Source organism: Cupriavidus sp. GW822-FHT02D05 (assembly GCF_058802485.1).
Genome location: NZ_JBXAOE010000003.1, coordinates 316,092 through 341,031, shown reverse-complemented (window position 1 = coordinate 341,031; position 24,940 = coordinate 316,092). Strand labels below are relative to the sequence as shown.

The window sequence follows — 24,940 nt, the reverse complement described above, 5'->3', positions numbered from 1 at the left end:
AATACGGACACACGATGTTATTGGCTCTGGCCCAGTGGCTGCAAAACGACTACAGCTTCCTGCGGGTCTTCAACTACCTGACCTTCCGCGCGGTGATGGCTAACCTCACCGCGCTTTTGATCGGGCTCGGCCTAGGGCCGTGGGTGATCCGCAAGCTGACCGAACTCAAGATCGGCCAGGCGGTGCGCACCATCGGCCCGCAGTCGCACCTGGTCAAGGCCGGCACGCCCACCATGGGCGGCGTGCTGGTGCTGGTGTCGATCGCTATCTCCACGTTGCTGTGGTGCGACTGGGGCAACCGCTTTATCTGGGTCGTGATGCTGGTGACCCTGGGCTACGGCGCGATCGGCTGGGTGGATGACTACCGCAAGGTGGTTTATCGCGATCCGCGCGGCATGTCGAGCCGCGAGAAGTTTTTCTGGCAGACCCTGATCGGCCTGGTGGCCGCGGTCTACCTGGCGTTCTCGGTATCGGAAAGCAGCAATGTGCGGGTGTGGGACCTGTTCCTGGGCTGGGTCGAAGGCGGTTTGTCGCTCGACATGCCTTACAAGTCCAACCTGATCGTGCCTTTCTTCAAGGAAGTGAGCTATCCGCTGGGCGTGGCCGGCTTCATCGTGCTGACCTATCTGGTGATCGTGGGTTCGAGCAATGCGGTGAACCTGACCGATGGGCTGGACGGCCTGGTGATCATGCCGGTGGTGCTGGTCGGCAGCGGGCTGGGCGTGTTTGCTTACGTGATGGGCAGTTCGGTCTACAGCAAGTACTTGCTGTTCCCCCATATTCCCGGGGCCGGCGAATTGCTGATCTTTTGCTCGGCGCTGGCGGGGGCGGGGCTGGCCTTCCTCTGGTTCAACGCGCACCCGGCCCAGGTCTTCATGGGCGACGTTGGCGCGCTGGCACTGGGCGGCGCGCTGGGCACGGTGGCAGTGATCGTGCGCCAGGAGATTGTGCTGTTCGTGATGGGCGGCATCTTCGTGGTGGAAACGTTGTCGGTGATGCTGCAGGTGGGCTGGTTCAAGATCACCAAGCGGCGCTACGGCGAGGGCAGGCGGTTGTTCAAGATGGCGCCGCTGCACCACCACTTTGAATTGTCGGGCTGGAAGGAAACGCAGGTGACGGTGCGCTTCTGGATCATCACCATGTTGCTGGTGCTGATCGGGCTGTCGTCGCTCAAGTTGCGCTGAAACCAGCGCGTATCCGTATCTATTAACGCAGTAACGCAAGAAAGGCGGGAATCGAAGTGTTTGGCGAGTTGCAAAAACCTCATGTGCTGGTGCTGGGCCTCGGCGAATCGGGGCTGGCGATGGCGCGCTGGTGCGGCCTGTATGGTGCCCCCGTGCGCGTTGCCGACACGCGCGAGGCTCCCGCCAACCTGGTCTTCCTGCAGGCCGAGCTGCCCTCGGCCGAGTTTCATGGCGGCGCCCTGGCCGAAGCGCTGCTCGACGGCATCGAACTGGTGACGATCAGCCCTGGCCTGTCGCCGCTGGAGAGCGATACCGCCGCGCTGCTGGCAGTGGCGCGCGAGCGTGGCATTCCAGTATGGGGCGAAATCGAGCTGTTCGCGCGCGCGCTCGCGCATCTGCGGGCAGAGTCGGGCTACGCGCCGAAGCTGCTGGCCATCACCGGCACCAACGGCAAGACCACCACTACCGCGCTGACCGGCCGCCTGGTGGAGCGCGCTGGCAAGAGCGTGGCGGTGGCGGGAAATATCAGTCCGTCGGCGCTGGACAAGCTGGCCGCCTGCATCGCCTCGGCCACGCTGCCCGAGGTCTGGGTGCTGGAGCTGTCGAGCTTCCAGCTGGAGACCACGCATACGCTGGCGCCGCACGCGGCCACGGTGCTCAACATCACCCAGGACCATCTTGACTGGCACGGCAGCATGGAAGCCTATGCCGCCGCCAAGGCCCGGATCTTCGGCCCGGTGCCGGCGCCCGGCGAAGCCGGCTGCCTGCAGATCCTGAACCGCAATGACCGGCTCAGCCTGGATATGGCCCGCCCGGCCAGCGCACTGGTGACCTTCGGCACTGATCTGCCCGAATTCCCGGGTTGCTTCGGCGTCCAGCGCGAGGGCGGCATGCCCTGGCTGGTGGTGGCCGAGCCCGATAGCGAAGCCGAAGGCGAGAACAAGCCGCGCCGCCGCAAGGCCGCGGCCGCCGAGAGCGAGCAAGCCGTGCCGGTGCGCCACAAGCGCCTGATGCCTGCCGACGCGCTGCATATCCGTGGCATGCACAACGCTACCAACGCCATGGCCGCGCTGGCGCTGTGCCGCGCCATCGACCTGCCGATGAACGCGTTGCTGCATGGCCTGCGCGAGTACCGCGGCGAGCCGCACCGCGTGGAGTGGGTCGCCACGGTGGATGATGTCGAGTTCTTCGATGACAGCAAGGGCACCAATGTGGGCGCCACCGTCGCCGCGTTGTCCGGCCTGGACAAGCGGGTGGTGCTGATTGCCGGCGGGGAAGGCAAGGGGCAGGATTTCTCGCCGCTGGCCGCGCCGGTGGCGCAGTACGCGCGCGCCGTGGTGCTGATCGGCAAGGATGCCGGCGATCTGCGCCGCGCGCTCCAGGACACTGGCGTCACGCTGGCCGATGCCGCCACGCTGGAGCAGGCGGTCACGCTGGCCGCCAGTGCGGCGCAGGGCGGTGACGCCGTGCTGCTGTCGCCGGCGTGCGCCAGCCTCGACATGTTCCGTAATTATGTGCACCGTGCCGAAGTCTTTCGCGCCGCGGTGGAAGAACTGGCGATGTCCAGGGGGATCGTGCCATGAGCGACGCACAGGTCAAGCGTAGCGGCTTTATCGGGGCCACCATCGGCAACGCCTGGGGCGGCTTGCGCGATGCGGTGTCCGGCGTCAAGCCGACGCGCTCGCGCATGATGGAATACGACCAGCCACTGCTGTGGGTGGCGATCGTGCTGCTCGCGCTTGGCCTGGTGATGGTCTATTCGGCCTCGATCGCGCTGCCTGACTCGCCGCGCTATGCAAACTACCGCGAGAGCCACTTCCTCGCGCGCCACGCGTTTGCGCTGTTCATCGGGCTGTCCATGGGCCTGTTGGCCTTCCAGATCCCGGTCAAGTTCTGGGATAAGTACGCGCCCAAGCTGTTCGTGATCGCGCTGGTGATGCTGATCGTCGTGCTGGTGCCGTTCGTGGGCAAGGGCGTGAATGGCGCGCGGCGCTGGATTCCGCTGGGCATCATGAACTTCCAGCCCTCCGAGTTCATGAAACTGGCGGTGGTGCTGTACACCGCCAACTACACCGTGCGCAAGCAGGAGTGGATGCAGAACGTGGGCAAGGGCTTCCTGCCGATGGGCGTGGCCGTGGTGGTGGTGGGCATGCTGCTGCTGCTGGAGCCCGACATGGGCGCCTTCCTGGTGGTGGCCACCGTCGCCATGGGCATCCTCTTCCTCGGTGGCATCAACGGCAAGCTGTTCGCCGGCCTGGTTGGCGTGGCGGTGGGCGCGTTCGCGCTGCTGATCACGGCGTCGCCCTGGCGGCGCGAGCGGATCTTCGCCTATCTGAACCCGTGGGAAGAAGCCAACGCGCTGGGCAAGGCTTACCAGCTCACCCATTCGCTGATCGCCTTCGGCCGCGGCGAGTGGACCGGGGTGGGGCTGGGCGGCAGCATCGAGAAGCTGCACTACCTGCCCGAGGCGCATACCGACTTCATCCTCGCCGTGATTGGCGAGGAGTTCGGCTTTGTGGGCGTGCTGGTGGTGATCGTGCTGTTCTACTGGATGGTGCGCCGCGCCTTCGAGATCGGCCGCACCGCCCTGCAGCTCGACCGCACCTTTGCCGGCCTGGTGGCCAAGGGCATCGGCATCTGGGTTGGCTGGCAGACCTTTATCAATATGGGCGTGAACCTGGGCCTGCTGCCCACCAAGGGGCTGACCTTGCCGCTGGTGAGCTACGGCGGCTCGGGCATCCTGATGAACTGCGTGGCGCTGGCGATCCTGCTGCGTATCGACTATGAGAACCGGGTGATGATGCGCGGAGGGAAGGTATGACCGTAGCGCAGCATCACTTGGTTCCGGCGGAGGCTAACTTCCTGCGTAAGCAGGAAGTTAAGCGCAGCGGCCGTAGCCAGAACCATTCAATGATGCGCGGAGGGAAGGTATGAGCGCACCGCGCACCTTGCTCGTGATGGCTGGTGGCACCGGGGGGCACGTCTTCCCCGGGCTGGCGGTCGCGCGCGCGCTGCGTGAGCAGGGCTGGCGGGTGGTATGGCTGGGCAACCGCACCGGCATGGAAGCCACGCTGGTGCCCAAGTACGACATCCCGATGGAGTTCATCCAGTTTGGTGGCCTGCGCGGCAAGGGCCCGCTGACCAAGCTGATGCTGCCGCTGAACCTGTTGCGCGCCTTCTGGCAAAGCCTGCAGGCGCTGCGCCGGGTGCGGCCCAACGTGGTGCTGGGCATGGGCGGCTATATTACGTTCCCCGCCGGCATGATGGCCTCGCTGCTGGGGCGGCCGCTGGTGCTGCACGAGCAGAACTCGATTGCCGGGCTGGCCAACAAGGTGCTGGCCAAGGTCGCGGACCGGGTGCTGTGCGCCTTCCCGAATGCCCTGCCGGACAGCGAGTGGACCGGCAACCCGGTGCGCGACGAAGTGGCGCACATGCCGGCGCCCGAGGCGCGCTACGACGGCCGCACCGGCCCGCTGCGGCTGCTGGTGGTGGGCGGCAGCCTGGGCGCGGCGGCGCTCAACGAGGTCGTGCCCAAGGCGCTGGCGCTGCTGCCGCAAGGCGAGCGCCCGCTGGTCAAGCACCAGGCCGGCGCGAAGCAGATCGACACGCTGCGCGCCAACTACCAGGCCGCCGGCGTGGCGGCGGAAGCGTTGCCCTTTATCGACGACATGGCGGCGGCATACGCAGAGGCGGATCTGGTGATCTGCCGCGCGGGCGCAATGACCGTGTCGGAGGTGGCGGCGGCAGGCGTGGCGGCACTGTTCGTGCCGTTCCCGCATGCGGTCGATGACCACCAGACCACCAATGCGGAGTTCCTCTCGACCCAGGATGCCGCCTTGCTGGTCCAACAGAACGAACTGACCGCGAGCGGGCTGGCGCAGACGCTGGCCTCGCTGTCGCGGCCCCGACTCAGAGAGATGGCGCATCAGGCGCGCGGTCTTGCCAAGCCCGAAGCGACCCGGCGCGTGGCGGAGATCTGCAGCCAGATGGCCAGGGATTGAACCAACGGATTCATGAAGCACATCGTCAAGAACATCCATTTCGTAGGCATCGGCGGCGCCGGCATGAGCGGCATCGCCGAGGTCCTATTGAACCTGGGCTACAAGGTCTCAGGGTCCGACGTGGGCAGCAATGCCGCCACGCGGCGCCTCGCGTCGCTCGGCGCGACCGTGATGCACGGGCATGACGCCGCCAACGTCAACGGCGCCAATGCGGTGGTGGTGTCCACCGCCGTGACCAACGACAACCCCGAGGTGCTGGCCGCGCGCGCCAAGCGCATCCCGGTGGTGCCGCGCGCGGTGATGCTGGCCGAGTTGATGCGGCTGAAGCAGGGCGTGGCCATCGCCGGCACGCATGGCAAGACCACCACCACCAGCTTGGTGGCGTCGGTGCTGGCTGAAGGCGGACTCGATCCCACCTTCGTGATCGGCGGCCGGCTCAACTCGGCGGGCGCCAACGCGCGCCTGGGCACGGGCGACTTCATCGTGGCCGAGGCCGACGAGTCGGATGCCTCGTTCCTGAACCTGTTCCCGGTGATCGAGGTCATCACCAATATCGACGCCGACCACATGGACACCTACGGGCATGACTTTGCCCGGCTCAAGCAGGCGTTCGTGGAGTTCACCCAGCGCCTGCCGTTCTATGGCATCGCCGTACTGTGCGTGGACGACCCCAACGTGCGCGAGATCATGCCGTTCGTGTCCAAGCCAATCGTGCGCTACGGCTTTGCCGAAGATGCGCAGGTGCGTGCGGTCAATGCCCGCGCCGTCGACGGCCAGATGCATTTCACCGTGCTGCGCCAGTTGAACGGACACGCCGAGGCGCCGCTGGAGGTGGCGCTGAACCTGCCGGGCATGCACAACATCCAGAACGCGCTGGCGGCGATTGCCATCGCGACCGAGCTGGAGGTGCCGGACGCCGCCATCGTCAAGGCGCTGCGCGAGTTCCACGGGGTGGGACGCCGCTTCCAGCGCTATGGCGAAGTGGCCTGCGTCGGCACTATCGAGCCGGGCGAGGCCAAGAGCGCGGGCACCTTCACGCTGGTGGACGACTACGGCCACCATCCGGTCGAGATGGCCGCGACGCTGGCCGCCGCGCGCGGTGCGTTCCCGGGGCGCCGGCTGGTGCTGGCGTTCCAGCCGCACCGCTATACCCGCACGCGCGACTGCTTCGAGGATTTCGTCAAGGTGTTGGGCACCGTGGACGCGCTGCTGCTGGCGGAGGTCTATGCCGCCGGCGAAGCCCCGATTGTGGCCGCCGATGGCCGCGCGCTGACGCGCGCGCTGCGCGTGGCAGGCAAGGTTGAACCCGTTTTTGTGGAGCAGATCGACGAAATGCCGCAGGCTATCCTGAACGCCGTGCGTCCCGGCGATGTGGTGGTGACGATGGGTGCGGGCACGATCGGTACCGTGCCTGGACAACTGGTTTCTCAGCAAGCCGGGGGGCAGGCATGAGCTTCGTCGCCCATCCCAATATCGATCCCAAGGCGCTGGGCAAGGTCGGCGTGCTGCTTGGCGGCCGCTCGGCCGAGCGCGAGATCTCGCTGCTGTCGGGCAACGGCGTGCTGGCCGCGCTGCGCTCGCGCGGCGTCGATGCCCATGCCTTCGATCCCGGCCTGCAGTCGGTGGCTGAGCTGGCCACGGCTGGCTTTGACCGCGTCTTTATTGCCCTGCATGGCCGCTATGGCGAGGACGGCACCATCCAGGGCCTGCTCGAGCAACTCGGCGTGCCCTATACCGGCAGCGGCGTGCTGGCCTCGGCGCTGGCCATGGACAAGCAGGCCACCAAGCGCTTGTGGACCACGCACGGCCTGCCCACGCCGCGCTTCGCCATGCTGCACGCCGATACCGATTTCGATGCCGTGGTGGCCGACCTGGGCCTGCCCCTGATCGTCAAGCCGGCGCGCGAGGGCTCGTCCATCGGCCTGAGCAAGGTGACCGAAGCCGGCCAGATGCGCGCCGCCTTCGAGAAGGCCGCGGCGCTGGACAACGACGTGATCGCCGAAACCTTTATCGATGGCGCGGAGCTGACCTGCCCGATCGTGGGGGAGGGCGCCACCGCCGAAGCGCTGCCGGTGATCCGCATCGTTGCCCCCGGCGCGAACTACGACTATCAAAACAAGTACTTTACTGACGATACCCAGTATCTGTGCCCGTCGGGCCTGCCGGCCGACGTGGAAGCCGAAGTCCGGCGCCTGGCGGTGCAATCCTTCCGCGTGCTGGGTTGCCGCGGCTGGGCGCGCGCCGACGTGATGCTCAGCGCCGACGACAAGCCTTACCTGCTCGAGATGAATACCTCGCCCGGCATGACCGGCCATTCGCTGGTGCCGATGGCCGCGCGCGCGGTGGGCATCAGCTACGAGGACTTCGTCATGCAGGTGATTGCCGCGGCCACGCTGGACCTGCATCCCAGCGCGGCCTGGAAGCCCGATTGAGCATAGACCGAGCCAACACTGAACCCTGACTGACCGGAACCGGGACAACCCAACGCCATGTGGCACAACACTCGCCTGCTTAACCTGATCGCCTCCACGCTCTACGCGCTGGTGGCGATGATGGCGTTCGCGGCCGGCTTGCTATGGCTGGCGCAGCGGCCGGTGTTTGCCATTACCCACGTCGAGCTGCTGTCGATGGAAGGCGGCACCCTGCGCCATGTCAATGCGCCGAGCGTGCGCGCCAACGCGCTGGGCAAGCTGTCGGGGAGCTTTTTCACGCTCGACCTGAACGAGGCGCGCCAGATCTTCGAGTCGGTGCCCTGGGTGCGCCGTGCCAGCGTGCGGCGCGAATGGCCCAACGGGCTGGCGGTCGAGGTCGAGGAGCACGAAGCGCTCGGTACGTGGGGCAATGCCGACAGTGGCCGCCTGATCAACACTTATGGTGAAGTTTTCGTCGCCAATCCGGCCGAAGCCGAGGAAGATGCCCAGTTGCTCGCACTCGATGGCCCGCCGGACAGCGAGGGCGACGTGGTGGACAAGCTCGAAGTCATGCGCGAGTGGTTCAAGCCGCTGAAGGTGGAGCCGCTGGCGGTCACGCTGTCGTCCCGCTACGCCTGGCGCGCCAAGCTCTCCAACGGCATGGTGGTGGAGCTTGGCCGTGAACAGAACGACGAGGAGCGCGACGCCATGGACCAGCGCGTCAAGCGCTTCGTGGTGGCCTGGCCCCAGGTCACGGAGCAGTGGGGCAAGCAGATCGAGTATGCGGACCTGCGATACCCCAACGGGTTCGCGATTCGCGCGGCTAACGTGCGCTTCCTGACCGATGCCCAGGCAGCGGCGGCGGCCAAGGCGAGAGCAGCCGGTTCCAGCACGAGCACCAGCGCGAACACGAACGCAAGCACCAATCCGAACAACAATCCGACGCGACTCAAGAGTAAGAACGCGGAGAAAAACCGATGAGCAAGGAATACAAGGACCTACTGGTCGGTCTCGATATCGGCACTTCCAAAGTGGCCGCGGTGGTGGCGGAGTTGCGCCCCGACGGCAGCTACGAAGTGATCGGGATGGGCCAGTCAGAGTCCAAGGGTCTGAAGAAAGGGGTCGTGGTCAATATCGAGGCCACCGTGCAGTCCATCCAGCGTGCGCTGGAGGAGGCTGAGCTGATGGCCGACTGCAAGATCTCCGAGGTGTTTACCGGCATCGCCGGCAGCCATATCCGCAGCTTCAATTCCAGCGGCATGGTGGCGATCAAGGACAAGGAGGTCACCCAGACCGATGTGGCCCGGGTGATCGAGACCGCCAAGGCGGTCAATATCCCGACCGACCAGCAGATCCTGCACATCCTCACGCAGGAATTCATCATCGACGGCCAGGAAGACGTGCGCGAGCCGATTGGCATGAGCGGCATCCGCCTGGAAGTGAAGGTGCATATCGTCACCGGCGCGGTCAGCGCGGCGCAGAACATCGTCAAGTGCGTGCGCCGCTGCGGCCTGGAGGTGCACGACCTGATCCTGCAGCCGCTGGCTTCCAGCCTGGCGGTGCTGACCGAGGACGAGAAGGAACTCGGCGTGGTGCTGGTCGACATCGGTGGCGGCACCACCGATATCGCCATCTTCAGCGAAGGCGCGATCCGGCATACGGCCGTGATCCCCATCGCCGGCGACCAGATCACCAACGACATCGCCATGGCGCTGCGCACGCCCACGCCCGATGCCGAGGACGTCAAGATCCAGTACGGCATCGCCAAGCAGGCCATCGCCGACCCGGAAGACATGATCGAGGTCCCTGGCGTTGGCGACCGTGGCACGCGTTCGCTTTCGCGCCAGGCGCTGGCGGCCGTGATCGAGCCGCGTATCGAGGAGTTGTACTCGCTGGTGCACCAGGTGGTGCGCGAGTCGGGCTATGAGGAATTGCTGTCGTCGGGGGTCGTGATCACCGGCGGCACCGCGATGATGCCGGGCATGGTGGAACTGGGCGAGGACATCTTCCTCAAGCCGGTTCGGGTCGGCGTGCCGGAATATCGCGGAAATTTGCACGAAGTAGTAAAGAGTCCGCGCTATTCGACCGTAATGGGACTACTGCTCGAAGGCCGCGTGCAGCGCATGCGCGGGCGCAAGGTAGCGGTGCAGAGCGGCTCGGTCAAGCAGGTGTGGACCCGCATGAAGGAATGGTTCGTCGGCAACTTCTGAACGTTGCAGGCGACTGGATTGCACTGGTTTGAATGGCTGGCCTGTCCACCGAATGGCGGGCAGGCCGTTGAACACGCAGTTTTTTGATGGTTTCTTGTTCAGTAACCAAGGGTTGCGGCGGGGAGGCTGCAGCGTTTGGCGGCTGATTCTTCTTGGAGGCAGTGATGGACTTTGACATGATCGAAACGGAATTGCAGGACGGCACCATCATCAAGGTGATCGGCGTGGGCGGCGCGGGCGGTAACGCTGTGCAGCACATGATCAGCCGTGGCGTGCAAGGCGTCGAATTTATCTGCATGAACACCGATGCGCAGGCGCTCAAGCGCTCCAGCGCGTCGCGCGTGCTGCAGCTCGGCAACACCGGCCTGGGGGCCGGTGCCAAGCCGGAGGTCGGCCGCAACTGCGCAGATCAGGCGCGCGAGCAGATTGCCGACTCGCTGCGTGGTGCGCACATGGTCTTCATCACTGCCGGCATGGGCGGCGGGACCGGTACCGGCGCTGCCCCGGTCGTGGCCCAGGTTGCAAAGGAAATGGGCATCCTGACCGTGGGCGTGGTCAGCAAGCCCTTCGAGTTCGAAGGCGCGCGCCGCGCCAAGGTGGCGGAAGCTGGCTCGGGCGAGCTGGAGTCCTGCGTCGATTCGCTGATCGTTGTGCTCAACGAAAAGCTGTTCGAAGTGATGGGCGATGACGCCGAGATGGACAAGTGCTTCCAGTGCGCCGACGACGTGCTGCACAACGCGGTTGCCGGCATTGCCGAGATCATCAATGTCGATGGCCTGGTGAACGTCGACTTCGAAGACGTGAAGACGGTCATGGGCGAGCAGGGCAAAGCCATGATGGGCACGGCCACCGTGTCGGGCGTTGACCGCGCCCGCCTGGCTGCCGAGCAGGCTGTCGCCAGCCCGCTGCTGGAAGGCGTCGACCTGTCGGGCGCACGCGGCGTGCTGGTCAACATCACGGCCAGCCGCTCGCTCAAGCTGTCGGAAACCAAGGAAGTCATGAACACCATCCGCAGCTACGCCGCGGAAGATGCCACCGTGATCTTCGGCACGGTGTACGACGACGCCATGGGCGATGCACTGCGCGTGACGGTGGTGGCGACAGGCCTGGGCCGTTCGGCCAAGAAGCAACAGCCGATGACCCTGCTCAAGACCGGTACCGACAACATGCCGGTGCAGATGATGGGCAACATGACCAGCAATGTGGGCGTAAGCCACAGCAGCGCGCCGGACTACAGCAATCTGGACACGCCGGCGGTATGGCGCAGCTCGCGCGAGTCTGCGTCCGCCCACGTGGCTGCGCTGCAGGAAAAGGGTGTGGATACGTACGACATCCCGGCCTTCCTGCGCAAGCAGGCGGACTGAGTTGGCTCGGCAAGGTGCCGGCAGGGCCGGTTGCCATCAGGCCGCGACCCCGGACCAGCGAAGCACGCAAGCGCTCCCTACGCTCGTGTTCCGCCCGGTGGTTTCGGACTGAGCGGCAACCAGCCCGGCTGCCCTTTCGCTGACGCTCAGGCTGCATCCCGTCGCCGGGACAGGCGTGCCTCCGGCCGCCTCCCCGGACTGGTCTCCCGCCCCTCCCGGCCGGGATGTGCCGTCGTCCGCGCGTCGATCGCAAGATCGGCGCGCGGATTTATTTCAAGAACAGTGTGGCCCGCAGCATGAAAAGCCGCCTTGAAGTGATGTAAGCATCGTGCGCCGCATGGCACGAGCCGCCCGATGCTCCCTGTGCAAGAGCCCGGGTACCGCCTTGTCGGATGATTCCGACGAAGTAACGGGCGGTGAACCGCCTTGGGCGCCCGCGGCGGGCGCACTATGATGCTAGACAGGGTTTTTACCGAGACAGGAAGACACAACATGATCGCTATTGGAGCGCGTGTGCCAGACGCCACGCTGAATGAGTTCTTCGAGGTCGAAACCGGCGGCTGCGCCCTTGGGCCCAATTCCTTCTCGGCGTTGGAACTCGCGCGTGGCCGCAAGATCGTGGTGTTCGGCCTGCCCGGTGCCTTTACGCCGACCTGCTCCGCCAAGCATGTGCCGGGCTTTGTCGCGCAGGCAGACGCGCTGCGCGCAGCCGGCGTGGACGAGATCTGGTGTGTATCGGTCAACGACGCCTTTGTCATGGGCGCCTGGGGCCGCGAGCAGCAGACCGGCGGCCGTGTGCGCATGATGGCCGACGGCAGTGCCGAATGGACCCGCCGGCTGGGCCTGGAGCAAGACCTGACCGCGCGCGGCATGGGCGTGCGCTCCAAGCGCTATGCCATGGTGCTTGACGATGGCGTGGTGTCCCATCTGTGGCTTGAAGCGCCCGGCGAGTTCAAGGTCAGCAGCGCCGAAGCCGTGCTGGCTGCGTTGCGCGCGTAATACGAGAGTGTGTCAGCACACGTCACTAAAATGACGTTTTGCGCACTTATGGTGATTTATTTCCTCTTGCTAACACACCGAAACAAAGTGACGCAGCGCAGCAAACGAAGCAATGGTAAAATCGCTATATTGGAAAGTGTACTTGATAGATTTTAATAATAGCTGAGACTGTCATGCTAAAACAGCGCACCATCAAATCCCTGGTCAAGACCGTTGGCATTGGCTTGCACTCGGGCCGTAAAGTGACGCTGACGCTGCGCCCGGCCCCGGTGGATACCGGCATCGTATTCACCCGCGTCGACCTGCCCGAAGCGGTCGAAATCGTCGCGAGCGCGTCAGCCATTGGCGACACGCGCCTGGCGTCGGTCCTGCAGAAGGACGGCGCGCGCGTGTCGACCGTGGAGCATTTGATGTCCGCCTGCGCGGGCCTTGGCATCGACAACCTATATGTGGATGTCGACGCCGAAGAAATCCCCATCATGGACGGCAGTGCTGCGTCGTTCGTCTTCCTGCTGCAGTCGGCCGAGATCGAGCAGCAATCGGCGCCCAAGCGTTTCATCCGCGTGAAGAAAGCCGTGGAAGTGCGTGAAGGCGACAAGCTGGCGCGGCTGGAGCCCTTCTTTGGCTTCAAGCTGGCGTTCACCATCGATTTCCGCCATCCCGCGGTGGACAAAACCGGCCAGACCTTCGCCATCGATTTCGCCGACACCAGCTATGTGCGCGAAATCGCCCGCGCCCGCACCTTCGGCTTTGCCCATGAAGTGGAAGCCCTGCGCGAGATGGGCCTGGCGCGCGGCGGCAGCCTGGACAACGCGATCGTGCTCGACGAGCACCGCATGCTGAACAACGAAGAGCTGCGCTACGGCGACGAGTTCGTGCGCCACAAGATCCTGGATGCGATTGGCGACCTGTACGTGGTCGGACATCCGCTGATTGGCGCGTATATCGCCAACAAGTCCGGGCACGGCCTGAACAACCAGCTGTTGCGCGCGTTGCTGGCCGATCAGGAAGCCTACGAGATGGTGACGTTCGAGCGCGTCGAGGATGCGCCGCCAGCTTTCCTGCCGCAGTTGGCGCCGGCGTTCGCGTAGCGCGGGAAGGGAATCCAGGGCCGCTGCACGGTCCTATGTGAAAGCCGGCCACCAGGCCGGCTTTTTTTACATTTGGGCGTCGAACAGGCTTGCGCTTCCGGTATCAGCGCCTGCCGACGCCTTCACCTTCACCGATGGTGGGACAACAGCGTATTCAGCGCGTCGCGCAACGGCGACTCGGGCAGTTCCTGGGCCAGCTGGGTCAGGCTGGACAAGCCGGTCGCCGACATCCGCGCCACCTTGGGCTTCACCACCGGCCCGGTGTCCCAATCGCTCTGCCGCCCGACCTCCGGTTGTACCCTCACCCGGATTGCGGTAATCTGCGATCCCCGCTGTTGCAGCCTGGAAAGTAGTGTAGGAACCACTTGTCGGACTCGTGCCGCTGCGGCCCCATGGGCGGCAAGCAACAGCAAAGTTCGCTCCGACTGGCCTTGCCCGACGCCGCGGGCGTCTTGCTTGACGCCGGCTACAGCGATGCCATCCTGCAGTCCGCGTGGCAGGAGCGATAGCACCTCAGCCTCCAGTACCGCCAGTTCCCGTGCCGTCTGCATCAGGGCCGAGACCGGGCCAGCCTTGTCCAGCCAGTCGTTAAGCGGCTTGGCGGCGGGCGTCTGGAGGGCGTAATGGGTAAACATGCGCATGCGCGCATTCTAGCGTGCCGTTCGCGTCAGTGCGGCGGCTTATGCGTCGCGGCTGCCCGGGCTGCGCCGGCCAGGCATGAGAAGGAGTTGCGCCATGCAGATCATCGTGCTTCACCCACGCCTACCGCGTGTTCGCCATTTCACCCTGTCGCGGGGCAAGGTCTTTGCCGGCATCGCGTTGCTGTGCCTCGTCGTTGCGCTGGTGTCGTCGGCCCTGACCTGGGTTGTGGCCCGCTCGGGCATCGCGGCGCCGGCCCGGGCACCGGGCGACGACGCTTACCTGCGGGCCAACCTCAATGTGCTCGCGACCCGCGTGGGCGAGATCCAGGCCCGGATGGTGCGGCTGGACGCGCTTGGCGAGCGGGTCTCGGGGCTTGCCGGCATCGCACCCAAGGAATTCAACTTCCAGCGGCCGCCCGGGCGTGGCGGCCTGGCCGCATCCGCGCAGTCGCGCACCTCGAGCCTGCCGGAGCTGCAGCTTGCGCTGGCACGCCTGTCGGACCAGGCTGAGCAGCACGCGGACTATTTTGACGCGGTGGCGAGCACCCTGCTGGACCGCCAGAGCGAGAGCCGCCGTGTCCCGCGCGTGCTGCCGGTGGCGAGCGGCTACGATGCATCCGGCTTTGGCTGGCGCTTCGACCCCTTCACCGGGCGCCGCACCCCACACGATGGCGTGGATTTTTCGGCACCCACGGGTACCCCGATCGTGGCGGCGGCCGGCGGCGTGGTGGTCGCGGCGGAATGGCATCCAGAATATGGCAACCTGATCGACATCGACCACGGCAACGGCCTCAAGACCCGCTATGCGCACGCGTCCAGGCTGCAGGTGAAGGCCGGCGACCTCGTCAAGCCTGGCCAGCAGATCGCCCTGGTGGGCTCCACCGGGCGCTCCACCGGCGCGCACCTGCATTTCGAGGTGCACGTGGACGGTGTGCCGCAAAACCCGAATCGCTTCCTGGCCGTCGCCAAGCCTGCGCCAGCCCAGGTCGCCCAGGCGCCGGACCCCACGGATCGCAATCTCATCCGTTGAAGAACCGGGGCGTCGCCCCGATGTCGGAAGGATTGGATGCGCGGGTTGTGTCCGGGCCGTCAAGTGGCGGGGGACGCGCGGTGTGGTTTGCACAGCGTTTCACCTGCCGCTTGGTTCCGGTCGTGACCCGCGCGCATGATAAACTCGGCGTTTTGCGCCAATCTTCCTATTTCCTCGCGCGGTCCGCCCTGGGCAGCCGGCCAAGCCGGCGGCTAGGCCGCCCTAGTGCGTACCACGGCGGCGTACCACTCGCGTAGGTGAAAGCAATCGATGATCACGGGCCTTCTCAAGAAAGTCTTCGGCAGCCGTAATGAACGGCTGATCAAACAATATGGCAGGACCGTCGCGCAGATCAATGCGCTGGAACCGAAGTTCGAGGCACTTTCGGATGACGACCTGCGTGGCATGACCGAGATTTTCCGGCAGCGCCACGCCGCCGGAGAGTCGCTCGAGGCGTTGCTGCCCGAGGCCTTCGCGGTGTGCCGCGAGGCCAGCAAGCGGATCATGAAGATGCGCCACTTTGACGTCCAGCTGATCGGCGGCATGGTGCTCAATGACAACAAGATCGCTGAAATGCGCACCGGCGAGGGCAAGACCCTTACCGCGACGCTGCCGGTGTATCTCAATGCCATTACCGGCCGCGGTGTGCACGTTGTCACGGTCAACGACTACCTGGCCCAGCGTGACGCCGAGTGGATGGGGCGCCTGTACAACTTCCTCGGCCTGTCGGTCGGCGTGAACCTGTCGCAAATGCCGCACGACCAGAAGGCCGCTGCCTATGCGTCCGACATCACGTACGGCACCAACAACGAGTTCGGCTTCGACTACCTGCGCGACAACATGGTCTACGACCCTGGCCAGCGCGTGCAACGTCCGCTGAACTACGCCATCGTCGACGAGGTGGACTCGATCCTGATCGACGAAGCGCGCACGCCGCTGATCATCTCGGGCCAGGCGGAGAACCAGACCGACCTGTACCAGCGCATGAACGGCGTGCCCAAGCTGCTGGTGCGCCAGATCGGCGAGGAAAAGGCCGACGGCACCGGCGTCGAGAAGCCGGGCGACTACTTCGTCGACGAAAAGGGCCACCAGGTCTACCTGACCGAGGCGGGCCACGAGAAGGCAGAAGAGATACTGATGCAGCAAGGCCTGATCGGCGAGGGCGAATCGCTCTACGCGCCGCAGAACATCACGCTGATGCATCACCTCTACGCCGCGCTGCGCGCGCAGAGCTTGTTCCATCGCGACCAGCACTATGTGGTGCAGAACGACGAAGTCGTCATCGTCGACGAGTTCACCGGCCGCCTGATGACCGGGCGACGCTGGTCCGACGGCCTGCACCAGGCTGTGGAAGCCAAGGAAGGCGTGACGATCCAGCAGGAAAACCAGACGCTGGCGACGATCACCTTCCAGAACTACTTCCGCATGTACGAGAAGCTGTCCGGCATGACCGGCACGGCCGATACGGAAGCCTACGAATTCCAGGAGATCTACGGCCTGGAAGTGGTGGTCATCCCCACCAACCGTGGCGCCCAGCGCAAGGACTTCCAGGACCAGATCTACAAGACCTCGAACGAACGCTACGACGCCGTGGTGCGCGATATCCGCGACTGCTACGAGCGCGGCCAGCCCGTGCTGGTGGGCACCACCTCGATCGAGACCTCGGAATACCTGTCTGGCCTGCTCGACAAGGCCAAGCTGCCGCACCAGGTGCTTAACGCCAAGCAGCACGAGCGCGAGGCCGAGATCGTGGCGCAGGCGGGCCGCCCCAAGATGATCACCATCGCCACCAACATGGCGGGCCGTGGTACCGACATCGTGCTGGGCGGCAACGTGGAGAAGCAGGCTGGCTTCATCGAAGCCGACGAAAGCCTCGCCGACGCCGACAAGGCCGCGCGCATCGCCCATCTGGAAGGCGAGTGGCAGTCGCTGCACGAGCAGGTCAAGGCCGCTGGCGGCCTGCATATCGTGGGCACCGAGCGCCATGAGTCGCGCCGTATCGACAACCAGCTGCGCGGCCGTGCCGGCCGCCAGGGCGATCCGGGCTCGTCCCGCTTTTACCTGTCGCTGGACGACCAGTTGCTGCGCATCTTCGCCGGCGACCGCGTGCGCGCCATCATGGAACGCCTGAAGATGCCGGAAGGCGAGCCGATCGAAGCGGGCATCGTCACGCGCTCGATCGAATCCGCCCAGCGCAAGGTGGAAGGCCGCAACTTCGATATCCGCAAGCAACTGCTGCAGTACGACGACGTGGCCAACGACCAGCGCAAGGAAATCTACAAGCTGCGCAACGAAGTGCTCGAGTCGCAAGACGTGGGCGAGATGGTGAAGAACCTGCGCCAGAGCGTGCTGGTCGAGATGTTCCGCGACCACGTGCCGGCCGACACCATGGAAGAGCAGTGGGACATCAAGGGCCTGGAGACCAAGCTGCGCGAGGAATGGTCCCTGGACGTGCCGCTGGCCGCGACCATCGAGGCCGCCCAGAGCATCGAGGACGAAGTGCTGCTGGACAAGATCATGCACGCGGCCGACGAGCGCTACGACGCCAAGGTCAAGCAGGTTGGCCGCGAATCGTTTGCTGGCTTCGAGCGCTCGGTGATGCTGCAAAGCATCGACACGCACTGGCGTGAGCACCTGGCCGCGCTGGATCACCTGCGCCAGGGCATCCACCTGCGCGGCTATGCGCAGAAGGATCCCAAGCAGGAGTACAAGCGCGAGTCGTTCGAGCTGTTCGCCCGCCTGCTGGACGTGATCAAGGTGGAAGTCACCCGCGTGATCTTCAACGTGCAGATCCAGTCGCCGGAAGAGCTCGAGCAAGCCTCGGAGCAGATCGAAGAAGGCCTGTCGCACCTCGCCAACGTGCAGTACAAGCACGAGGAGTTCGACGAGGCCACGCAGGGCGCGGAGAGCGTGGGCAGCAGCGCGCCCGAGCGTGCTGGCATTGCCTACGCCGCCGCGGCGGAAGCCGCGGGCATGGCCAAGGTGGGGCGCAACGATCCCTGCCCATGCGGCTCCGGCAAGAAGTTCAAGCAGTGCCACGGCAAGCTCAGCTAAGCCGCGCACCGTGAAGTCAGCAAACATGCCCGCGCAAGCGGGCATGTTCGTCAGGGGCGGTGCATTCAGTAGAAACCGCCGCCGCCTGGCACGAGCAAAACCAGCAACGTCGAACGCATAGAGGAACGCACATGGCCGTCAACCTGCCCCTGCCGCTGGCAGAAAACCTGAAACCTGTCGCCGGCGTCGAGCTCGGCTGGGCCGAAGCGGGTGTCCGCAAGGCCAACCGCAAGGACGTGCTGGTGGTGCGCGTTGCCCAAGGCAGCACCGTGGCGGGCGTGTTCACCCGCAACCGCTTCTGCGCCGCGCCGGTGCAGGTCTGCCGCGAGCACCTGGCCGCCGGCAAGGGCATCCGCGCGATCGTGGTCAACACCGGCAACGCCAATGCCGGCACGGGCGAGCCGGGCCTGGCCAATGCGCGCGCCACCTGTGACGCGCTGGCCGCGCAGCTCGGCATTGCACCCGAGCAAGTGCTGCCGTTCTCGACCGGCGTGATTCTCGAGCCGCTGCCGGTGGACCGCATCACCGCCGCGCTGCCCGCTGCCATCGCCAATGCCAAGCCCGACAACTGGCTGGCCGCGGCGGAGTCGATCATGACCACCGACACCCAGCCCAAGGCCGCCTCGCGCACCGTGCAGATCGGCGGCAAGACTGTGACGCTGTCCGGCATCAGCAAGGGCGCGGGCATGATCCGCCCCAATATGGCCACCATGCTCGGCTTCGTCGCCACCGATGCCACCGTGTCGCAGGATGTGCTGCAGGCGCTGGTGTCGTACGCGGCGGATCACTCCTTCAACAGCATCACCATCGACGGCGACACGTCGACCAATGACTCCTTCGTGCTGATCGCCAGCGGCAAGGCCGGCGCGCCGGCCATCGAGCGTGCCGAGGGTGCGGACTTCGAGGCGCTGCGTGCCGCGCTGACCGACCTGTCGCAGGAACTGGCGCAGATGATCGTGCGCGATGGCGAAGGCGCCACCAAGCTGATGACCATCCAGGTCGAGGGCGGCAAGGACGTGGCCGAATGCCGCCTGATCGCCTACGCGGTGGCGCATTCGCCGCTGGTCAAGACCGCCTTCTACGCCTCGGACCCCAACCTGGGCCGCATCCTGGCCGCGGTGGGCTATGCCGGCGTGGACGATCTCGACGTGGAGCGCGTCAATCTGTGGCTGGACGACGTCCTGGTCGCGCGCGACGGTGGCCGCAACCCCGAGTATCGTGAGGAAGACGGCCAGCGTGTGATGAAGCAGGCCGAAATCACCGTGCGCATCGCGCTGGGCCGAGGCGACGCCTCCGCCACGGTCTGGACCTGCGACCTGTCGCACGACTACGTTTCGATCAACGCGGACTATCGTTCGTAAGCACCAGCCAGGCACGCGTTGCGTGCGTGCCGCTCCCGCCAGCGCGGGCACGGCACGCCAGCCGCTCGCCCTCCTGCCAACGATCCGCATTTCCACCAAGCCGCCATGTCAGACCTTGCTGCCCGCCTCGATAGTTTCCTCGCCCGCCTTGAACAATGGCTGCCGCCTCAGCTGACCGACGCTGACTGGGAGCAGGCCGTCGCCTTCCGCTGGCGCAAGCGGCAGAGCCTGTTCGGCAACATCGGCTACCTGCAGGCGATCCGCCAGCTGCCGCCGATCCATCTCGACGACCTGAAGAACATCGAGCGGCAGAAGGATGCCATCGTGGCCAATACGCGCCAGTTCGTGCAGCGCCTGCCGGCCAACAACGTGTTGCTGACGGGCGCGCGCGGCACCGGCAAGTCCTCGCTGATCAAGGCCTGCCTCAATGCCTTCGTCAAGGATGGCCTGCGCCTGGTGGAAGTGGACAAGGATGACCTGGGCGACCTCGGCGATATCGTCGAGCAGTTGTCGGGGCGTCCCGAGCGTTTTGCCATCTTTTGCGACGACCTGTCATTCGAAGAGGGCGAGTCGGGCTACAAGTCGCTGAAGTCGGCGCTGGACGGCTCGGTGGCCGCGCAGTCGGACAATGTGCTGATCTACGCCACCTCCAACCGCCGCCATCTGCTGCCCGAGTACATGAAGGACAACGAGACCTACCGGCACACCGACGATGGCGAGATCCATCCCGGCGAAGTGGTGGAGGAAAAGATCTCGCTGTCCGAGCGCTTCGGGCTGTGGCTGTCGTTCTACCCGCCCAAGCAGGACGAGTACCTGGCCATCGTCGGCCACTGGCTCGGGCACTTTGGCTGCAGTGCCGAAGACATCTCCGCTGCACGTGGCGATGCGCTGGTGTGGGCGCTGGAACGCGGCTCGCGCTCGGGCCGGGTGGCCTGGCAGTTCGCCCGCGACTGGGGCGGCAAGCATGGCAAGCCTTATATGGCCTCGGCGCAGGACGGCAAGGCATGAGCGAGGCATCGCAGGTGACCGATGCAGCGGCGCCGGCGCGCAAGGTGACCGAGGTTGCCGTTGGCGTGCTGGTGCAGCCCGACGGGCGCTTCCTGCTGGCCCAGCGGCCGGCGGGCAAGCCCTATGAAGGCTACTGGGAGTTCCCGGGCGGCAAGCTGGAACCGGGCGAATCAGTCGAAGACGCACTGGCGCGCGAGCTGCATGAGGAGCTCGGCATCGAGGTCGGCGCCAGCGTGCGCTGGCACGTGCTGGAGCATGATTACCCGCATGCCTATGTGCGCCTGCATTTCTGCAAGGTCACTGTGTGGACGGGCGAACTGGTCGGCCGCGAGGGCCAGGCCTTCTCGTGGCAATCGGCGCCGGTGGACGTGGGCCCCTTGCTGCCCGCTACGATCCCCGTGGTGGACTGGCTGGCTGCCGAGAGCGGCACCGCCTGAACCGTCGGGGCCGTCGTCAGGGCCGTCGAGGCCGCAACGGTGGCGCGGTGCTTAGTCCTCGTCTTGCTCGTCCGGCGAGGGCTCCTCGCCGGGTTTGCCGCCAATCACGTATTTCTCGGACGCCCACGCGCCCAGGTCGATCTGCTTGCAGCGGTTCGAGCAGAAGGGACGGAATTTACTCTCGGGTACCCAGGCCACGTCCGTGCCGCAGGTGGGGCATTTGACTACGGTTGTCATTGCTTCAGAAATTGCAGAGCTTGAGCAGGAAGGGGATGTCGGCGTCGACCGAACGGGGACGCAAGTCGCCATCCTGCTGCGTGAAACGGACCCACAGCATGTACTTGTTGGCGCTCATCTCGGGGATGAAGGCCAGCAGCGATTCATCCAGCAGCACCTGCATCAGCTGGTAGCTGCGACCGGACAGCATCTGCTGGTAGCTGCCGCCGGTGGCGATGACCTTGCCGCTCTGGCCGGACTCGCGCAGCAGGCGCAACACGGTGTTGGTGCCTAAGCGCAGCGCCACCAGCGGGCGCGCCCACTTGAGGATGTCCGAGCGGCGTTCTTCGGCCGGACGGTGCTGCCAGGCGTAATACGCCGGCAGGTCGAACTCGCAGGTGCCGCCAGGGATGATGGCGCGGCTGCGGATGCTGGTCAGCCACTCGTTATCGGTCAGCAACTGGCCGGCCTTGCCAACCGTCTGGTTGAGCTGGGTCATCGCCTGCTCGATCTCGCTGATGACGCCATCCAGCGCGCCCTGGTCGATCTGCGGATTGGCGCGCAGCGCGGCAAGCGCCTGGCGCTGGCGTTCCAGTTCCTTGAGCAGGTCGGTCTTCAGGTCTGCGCGGCCGGCGACGTCGATAATCTCGAACAGCGTCGTCAACGCCACGTGATGCTGCAGGGCGTGATCCTGACCGAGAAAATAATCCAGCCGATCGAACAGGTCTTCCAGGCGCAGGAGAGTCCTGATGCGTTCGTTAAAAGGATATTCGTACAGAATCAATGGGTGTATCCGTGCAACAGGGCGGGTTGGCGGGTGGGCAATCTGACCCGGGCGGCATTGCCGGAGCGGCGAGGCTTCCGGTGTATCCGGGCCTGCGCGATTTGAATCGGCCTGGGCCCGCAATATTGGCAGTATGCGGCCATTTCCCGCGTGATTCCAGCGCATTCTATGCGAGACCGCCAAACAGGACAATGAAACAGCCGACTTAGGGTGCCGCATGCAGCACTGCACAAAGATGGTGCCGGATGCGGCCAGTCATTCAGCCCGTGGCTGCCCAGGCGCCAGCCAGGGTGCGGTACAACTGGTCCAGGCGATCCACCTGGGCGGGCAGGGCTTGCGGCGGACCCTCGTTGTCGACCACGTCATCGGCGGCGGCCAGGCGTTCGCTGCGCCTGGCCTGCCTGGCCATGATGGCCTCGACCTGGCCCTGGGAAAAGCCGTTGCGTGCCATGACCCGCGCAACCTGCGTGGCCTCGCTGCAATCCACCACCAGCACCCGGTCCACCCGCGCGCGCCATGAGCCCGACTCGACCAGCAGCGGGACCACGTAGATCAGGTAGGGATGCAGTCCGGAGGCGCGGATCGCGGCGGCGCGCGCCTCGGTCAACTGGCGGATCAGGGGGTGGGTGATGCCCTCCAGCCGGGCCTTGGCCGCGGGGTCCGAGAACACCAGCTCGCGCATGGCATTGCGGTCCATGGCGCCGTCGGCGCGCAGGCAGGCGGGGCCAAAGGCTTCCAGCAGGGCAGGGATGGCCAGCCCGCCCGGCGCGGTGATCTCGTGCGCGAGCAGGTCGGTGTCGATCAGAGCGGCACCGCGCGCGGCGAACAGGTCCGCCACGCGGGTCTTGCCAGAACCGATGCCTCCGGTCAGTCCGATTTGCAGCATGTAGGTCTCGAAGCTTGCTGTGGGTGTGATAAAGGCAGCCTTAGGGCGGCCGGCGGCCGGCGCCCGTTCAGCCCGCAATGCCCAGCGGCAGCACATTGGGCCCAAAGAACAGCACAAGCAGCCCGGCTCCGGCGATATAAGGGCCGAAGGCGAAGTGCGTATCGCGATCCTGACGGCGCAGCGCGATATTGGCAAGCGCGAAAACCAGCCCCACCACGGAGGAGAGCAGCACCAGCGCCGGCAGGGCCTGCCAGCCGAACCAGGCGCCCAGCGCGCCCATCAGCTTGAAGTCGCCATAGCCCATGCCTTCCTTGCCCCGCACCAGCTTGAAGATCCAGTACACCGTCCACAGCAGCAGGTAGCCGGCGGCCGCGCCGATCACGGCATCCGCCAGCGGCGCGAACAGCCCGCCGAGATTGAGCAGCAGGCCCAGCCATACCAGCGGCAGCGTGATCTGGTCGGGCAGTAGCTGCGTGTCGGCGTCGATCAGGGTGAGGGCGATCAGGGCCCAGATCAGGGCGATGGCCGCGAGAGCCTGCCAGGTCGGGCCAAAGTGCGCGGCGGCCAGCGCGGTGAGCAGCGCGGTGCCCGCTTCCACCAGCGGATAGCGCGCACCGATGGGCGCGGCGCACGATGAGCAGCGCCCGCGCAGGAACAGGTAGCTCAGTACCGGGATGTTCTCTAGCGCGCCGATGGCGTGTCCGCAGTGCGGGCACGCCGAGCGCGGCACCATCAGGTTGTAGGGCTCGGGGTGGGGGATCGGGTCGTCGCGCAGCGACGCGATGTAATTGGCTTCGTCATGCTCCATCATGCGCGGCAGGCGGTGCACCACCACGTTGAGGAAGCTGCCGACCAGCAAGCCGATCAGCGCGGCGGCGGCGACCAGGAACCAGGGCGGCAGCGCCGCCAGCTCTGCAATGGTCTGCGCGGGGGCAGCCAGTGAAGAAATCGCGCCACTGGCGCCATCCGCGGAAAACAGCCACATGCCTTACACCACCTGTCCCAGTTTGAAGATCGGAAGATACATTGCCACTACCATGCCGCCAATCAGCACGCCCAGGATCACGATGATCAGCGGCTCGATCAGGCTGGAGATGGCGGCCACAGCGTCATCGACCTCGCGCTCGTAGAACTCCGCCACCTTCAGCAGCATATTGTCCAGCGCGCCGGACTCCTCGCCGATCTGCGTCATCTGCAGCACCATGCTGTCGAAGACATGGGTGGCTTGCATGGCGTTGGTGAGGCTGGTACCGATGCGCACCGATTGCTCGATTTCCTTGGTGGCGTCGTAGTAGACCCAGTTGCCGGCGGCGCCGGCGACCGATTCCATCGACTCTACCAGCGGCGTGCCGGCGGCGAACATGGTGGCAAGCGTGCGGGTCCAGCGGGCGATCACCGCCTTGCGGAACAGCGAGCCGAAGATCGGCAGCTTGAGCAGCAGGCGGTCGCTGGCGCGCTGGACCTTCTCCGAGCGTTTTAGCCCGCGTATATACATCGTGATGCCGATGATCGGCGCGCCGATGATCAGGTACCAATTGTCGACGAAGAAGTCCGACATGGCGATCACGACCAGGGTCGGCGCCGGCAGGTTGGCGCCGAAGCTGGAGAACACGCCCTTGAACGCCGGGATCACGAAGATCATCAGGATGACCGTCACCGCGAAGGCCACGGTCAGCACGGCGATCGGGTAGATCATGGCCGACTTGATCTGGCTCTTCAGCGCGATGGTCTTTTCCATATAGAGCGACAAGCGCTCCAGCAGGGCATCCAGGATACCGCCCTGCTCGCCGGCATCGATCAGGTTGCAGTAGAGCGTGTCGAAGTAGCGCGGATGGCGGCGGAAGGCCTGCGCCATGCTGCTGCCGGATTCGATGTCAAAGCGGATCTCGGACAGCAACTGGGTGAAGTTGGGGTTGGCATGCCCGCGCGCAATGATGTCGATCGATTGCAGCAGCGGGATGCCCGCCTTGAGCATGGTGGAGAGCTGGCGCGTGAAGTATGCGATGTCCTTCTGGGTAATCTTCTTCCCGCGCGCGGCCCGCCGCTTTTTCAGCTTGACGACCGTCAGCCCCTGCTTTCGCAGCGTGGCATTGACCTCGGCCTGGCTCTGCGCGCGCAGCTCTCCCGAGAACGCCTTGCCCTTGCGGTCCTTGCCTTCCCACTCGAACAGGTACTGCGTGGGCGCTTTACGCCCTGGTTTCCCCTTGGGCGCGGCCGCCTTGCGAGCGGCTGCGGCTGCGGCTGGTGCGCGTGTCGCCATGAT

At 65.6% G+C, this 24,940-nt stretch carries 22 protein-coding genes; 16 read left to right on the top strand and 6 right to left on the bottom strand.

All coding sequences use genetic code 11. The annotated features are described in order from the left end of the window. The first annotated feature begins 14 nt into the window (after positions 1–14). From mraY to lpxC, 11 genes are all read left to right on the top strand, one after another. Entirely contained in the window at positions 15–1,184 is a 1,170-nt protein-coding gene (gene mraY, locus AC1RQK_RS06385; RefSeq protein WP_017227540.1) for a phospho-N-acetylmuramoyl-pentapeptide-transferase, read from the top strand. Positions 1,185–1,240: 56 nt separating this feature from the next. Further along, positions 1,241–2,767: a UDP-N-acetylmuramoyl-L-alanine--D-glutamate ligase gene (gene murD, locus AC1RQK_RS06380; RefSeq protein WP_492374444.1), complete on the top strand. Its 1,527-nt coding sequence runs from the start codon at positions 1,241–1,243 to the stop codon at positions 2,765–2,767. Next, complete coding sequence (ftsW, locus tag AC1RQK_RS06375; RefSeq protein ID WP_006162532.1) at positions 2,764–4,005, top strand: putative lipid II flippase FtsW; 1,242 nt, start codon at positions 2,764–2,766, stop codon at positions 4,003–4,005. The genes murD and ftsW overlap by 4 nt, the downstream gene beginning before the upstream one ends. A gap of 109 nt (positions 4,006–4,114) precedes the next feature. Beyond that, positions 4,115–5,185, top strand: coding sequence for an undecaprenyldiphospho-muramoylpentapeptide beta-N-acetylglucosaminyltransferase (murG, locus tag AC1RQK_RS06370; RefSeq protein ID WP_441633969.1), 1,071 nt, complete (start codon positions 4,115–4,117; stop codon positions 5,183–5,185). Positions 5,186–5,197: 12 nt separating this feature from the next. Continuing rightward, positions 5,198–6,637 (top strand): UDP-N-acetylmuramate--L-alanine ligase, encoded by a 1,440-nt coding sequence (murC, locus tag AC1RQK_RS06365; protein ID WP_492808080.1) that lies wholly within the window; start codon positions 5,198–5,200, stop codon positions 6,635–6,637. Continuing rightward, positions 6,634–7,617, top strand: a complete 984-nt coding sequence (locus AC1RQK_RS06360) for a D-alanine--D-alanine ligase (RefSeq protein WP_492374443.1) — start codon at positions 6,634–6,636, stop codon at positions 7,615–7,617. Before murC ends, AC1RQK_RS06360 begins: the two co-directional genes overlap by 4 nt. A gap of 57 nt (positions 7,618–7,674) precedes the next feature. Next, the gene (locus AC1RQK_RS06355; protein WP_492374442.1) at positions 7,675–8,577 is read left to right on the top strand and encodes a cell division protein FtsQ/DivIB; all 903 of its coding nucleotides are present in this window, start codon (positions 7,675–7,677) and stop codon (positions 8,575–8,577) included. Beyond that, positions 8,574–9,806, top strand: a complete 1,233-nt coding sequence (gene ftsA, locus AC1RQK_RS06350) for a cell division protein FtsA (RefSeq protein WP_035875601.1) — start codon at positions 8,574–8,576, stop codon at positions 9,804–9,806. The genes AC1RQK_RS06355 and ftsA overlap by 4 nt, the downstream gene beginning before the upstream one ends. Positions 9,807–9,970: 164 nt before the next feature. Continuing rightward, positions 9,971–11,170 (top strand): cell division protein FtsZ, encoded by a 1,200-nt coding sequence (gene ftsZ / locus AC1RQK_RS06345; protein ID WP_006162527.1) that lies wholly within the window; start codon positions 9,971–9,973, stop codon positions 11,168–11,170. A gap of 492 nt (positions 11,171–11,662) precedes the next feature. After that, positions 11,663–12,169 carry a peroxiredoxin gene (locus AC1RQK_RS06340; protein WP_492374441.1) on the top strand — a complete coding sequence of 169 codons (507 nt, stop codon included), beginning with the start codon at positions 11,663–11,665 and terminating at the stop codon, positions 12,167–12,169. A gap of 173 nt (positions 12,170–12,342) precedes the next feature. After that, complete coding sequence (gene lpxC, locus AC1RQK_RS06335; protein ID WP_150986813.1) at positions 12,343–13,260, top strand: UDP-3-O-acyl-N-acetylglucosamine deacetylase; 918 nt, start codon at positions 12,343–12,345, stop codon at positions 13,258–13,260. Between the two features lie 128 nt (positions 13,261–13,388). Here the strand turns inward: lpxC and AC1RQK_RS06330 are convergent, their stop codons facing one another. Further along, complete coding sequence (locus AC1RQK_RS06330) at positions 13,389–13,901, bottom strand: hypothetical protein (protein ID WP_492374440.1); 513 nt, start codon at positions 13,899–13,901, stop codon at positions 13,389–13,391. A gap of 94 nt (positions 13,902–13,995) precedes the next feature. Between AC1RQK_RS06330 and AC1RQK_RS06325 the strand changes: the two genes are divergently transcribed. From AC1RQK_RS06325 to AC1RQK_RS06305, 5 genes are all read left to right on the top strand, one after another. Further along, positions 13,996–14,931 carry a M23 family metallopeptidase gene (locus AC1RQK_RS06325; RefSeq protein ID WP_492374439.1) on the top strand — a complete coding sequence of 312 codons (936 nt, stop codon included), beginning with the start codon at positions 13,996–13,998 and terminating at the stop codon, positions 14,929–14,931. Positions 14,932–15,201: 270 nt separating this feature from the next. After that, on the top strand, positions 15,202–17,985 hold the full coding sequence (secA, locus tag AC1RQK_RS06320; RefSeq protein ID WP_492374438.1) for a preprotein translocase subunit SecA: 2,784 nt from the start codon (positions 15,202–15,204) through the stop codon (positions 17,983–17,985). A 131-nt stretch (positions 17,986–18,116) separates the two neighbouring features. Further along, positions 18,117–19,346, top strand: a complete 1,230-nt coding sequence (argJ, locus tag AC1RQK_RS06315) for a bifunctional glutamate N-acetyltransferase/amino-acid acetyltransferase ArgJ (RefSeq protein ID WP_492374437.1) — start codon at positions 18,117–18,119, stop codon at positions 19,344–19,346. A 105-nt stretch (positions 19,347–19,451) separates the two neighbouring features. After that, positions 19,452–20,354 (top strand): ATP-binding protein, encoded by a 903-nt coding sequence (locus AC1RQK_RS06310; protein WP_492374436.1) that lies wholly within the window; start codon positions 19,452–19,454, stop codon positions 20,352–20,354. Continuing rightward, positions 20,351–20,791 carry an NUDIX domain-containing protein gene (locus AC1RQK_RS06305; RefSeq protein ID WP_492808076.1) on the top strand — a complete coding sequence of 147 codons (441 nt, stop codon included), beginning with the start codon at positions 20,351–20,353 and terminating at the stop codon, positions 20,789–20,791. The genes AC1RQK_RS06310 and AC1RQK_RS06305 overlap by 4 nt, the downstream gene beginning before the upstream one ends. Before the next feature lie 51 nt (positions 20,792–20,842). Here AC1RQK_RS06305 and AC1RQK_RS06300 read toward each other — a convergent pair whose 3' ends face one another. The 5 genes from AC1RQK_RS06300 to AC1RQK_RS06280 all read right to left on the bottom strand — a co-directional run bounded on the left by AC1RQK_RS06300 (position 20,843) and on the right by AC1RQK_RS06280 (position 24,937). Beyond that, the gene (locus tag AC1RQK_RS06300; RefSeq protein WP_043349767.1) at positions 20,843–21,028 is read right to left on the bottom strand and encodes a DNA gyrase inhibitor YacG; all 186 of its coding nucleotides are present in this window, start codon (positions 21,026–21,028) and stop codon (positions 20,843–20,845) included. Between the two features lie 4 nt (positions 21,029–21,032). Beyond that, a complete protein-coding gene (zapD, locus tag AC1RQK_RS06295; protein ID WP_492374434.1) occupies positions 21,033–21,791 on the bottom strand; it encodes a cell division protein ZapD in 759 nt (252 codons plus the stop codon). A gap of 259 nt (positions 21,792–22,050) precedes the next feature. Beyond that, positions 22,051–22,677 carry a dephospho-CoA kinase gene (coaE, locus tag AC1RQK_RS06290; protein ID WP_492376803.1) on the bottom strand — a complete coding sequence of 209 codons (627 nt, stop codon included), beginning with the start codon at positions 22,675–22,677 and terminating at the stop codon, positions 22,051–22,053. A 67-nt stretch (positions 22,678–22,744) separates the two neighbouring features. Further along, complete coding sequence (locus AC1RQK_RS06285) at positions 22,745–23,662, bottom strand: prepilin peptidase (RefSeq protein WP_492376804.1); 918 nt, start codon at positions 23,660–23,662, stop codon at positions 22,745–22,747. A gap of 3 nt (positions 23,663–23,665) precedes the next feature. Next, entirely contained in the window at positions 23,666–24,937 is a 1,272-nt protein-coding gene (locus tag AC1RQK_RS06280) for a type II secretion system F family protein (RefSeq protein ID WP_492808074.1), read from the bottom strand. Positions 24,938–24,940: the final 3 nt, after the last annotated feature.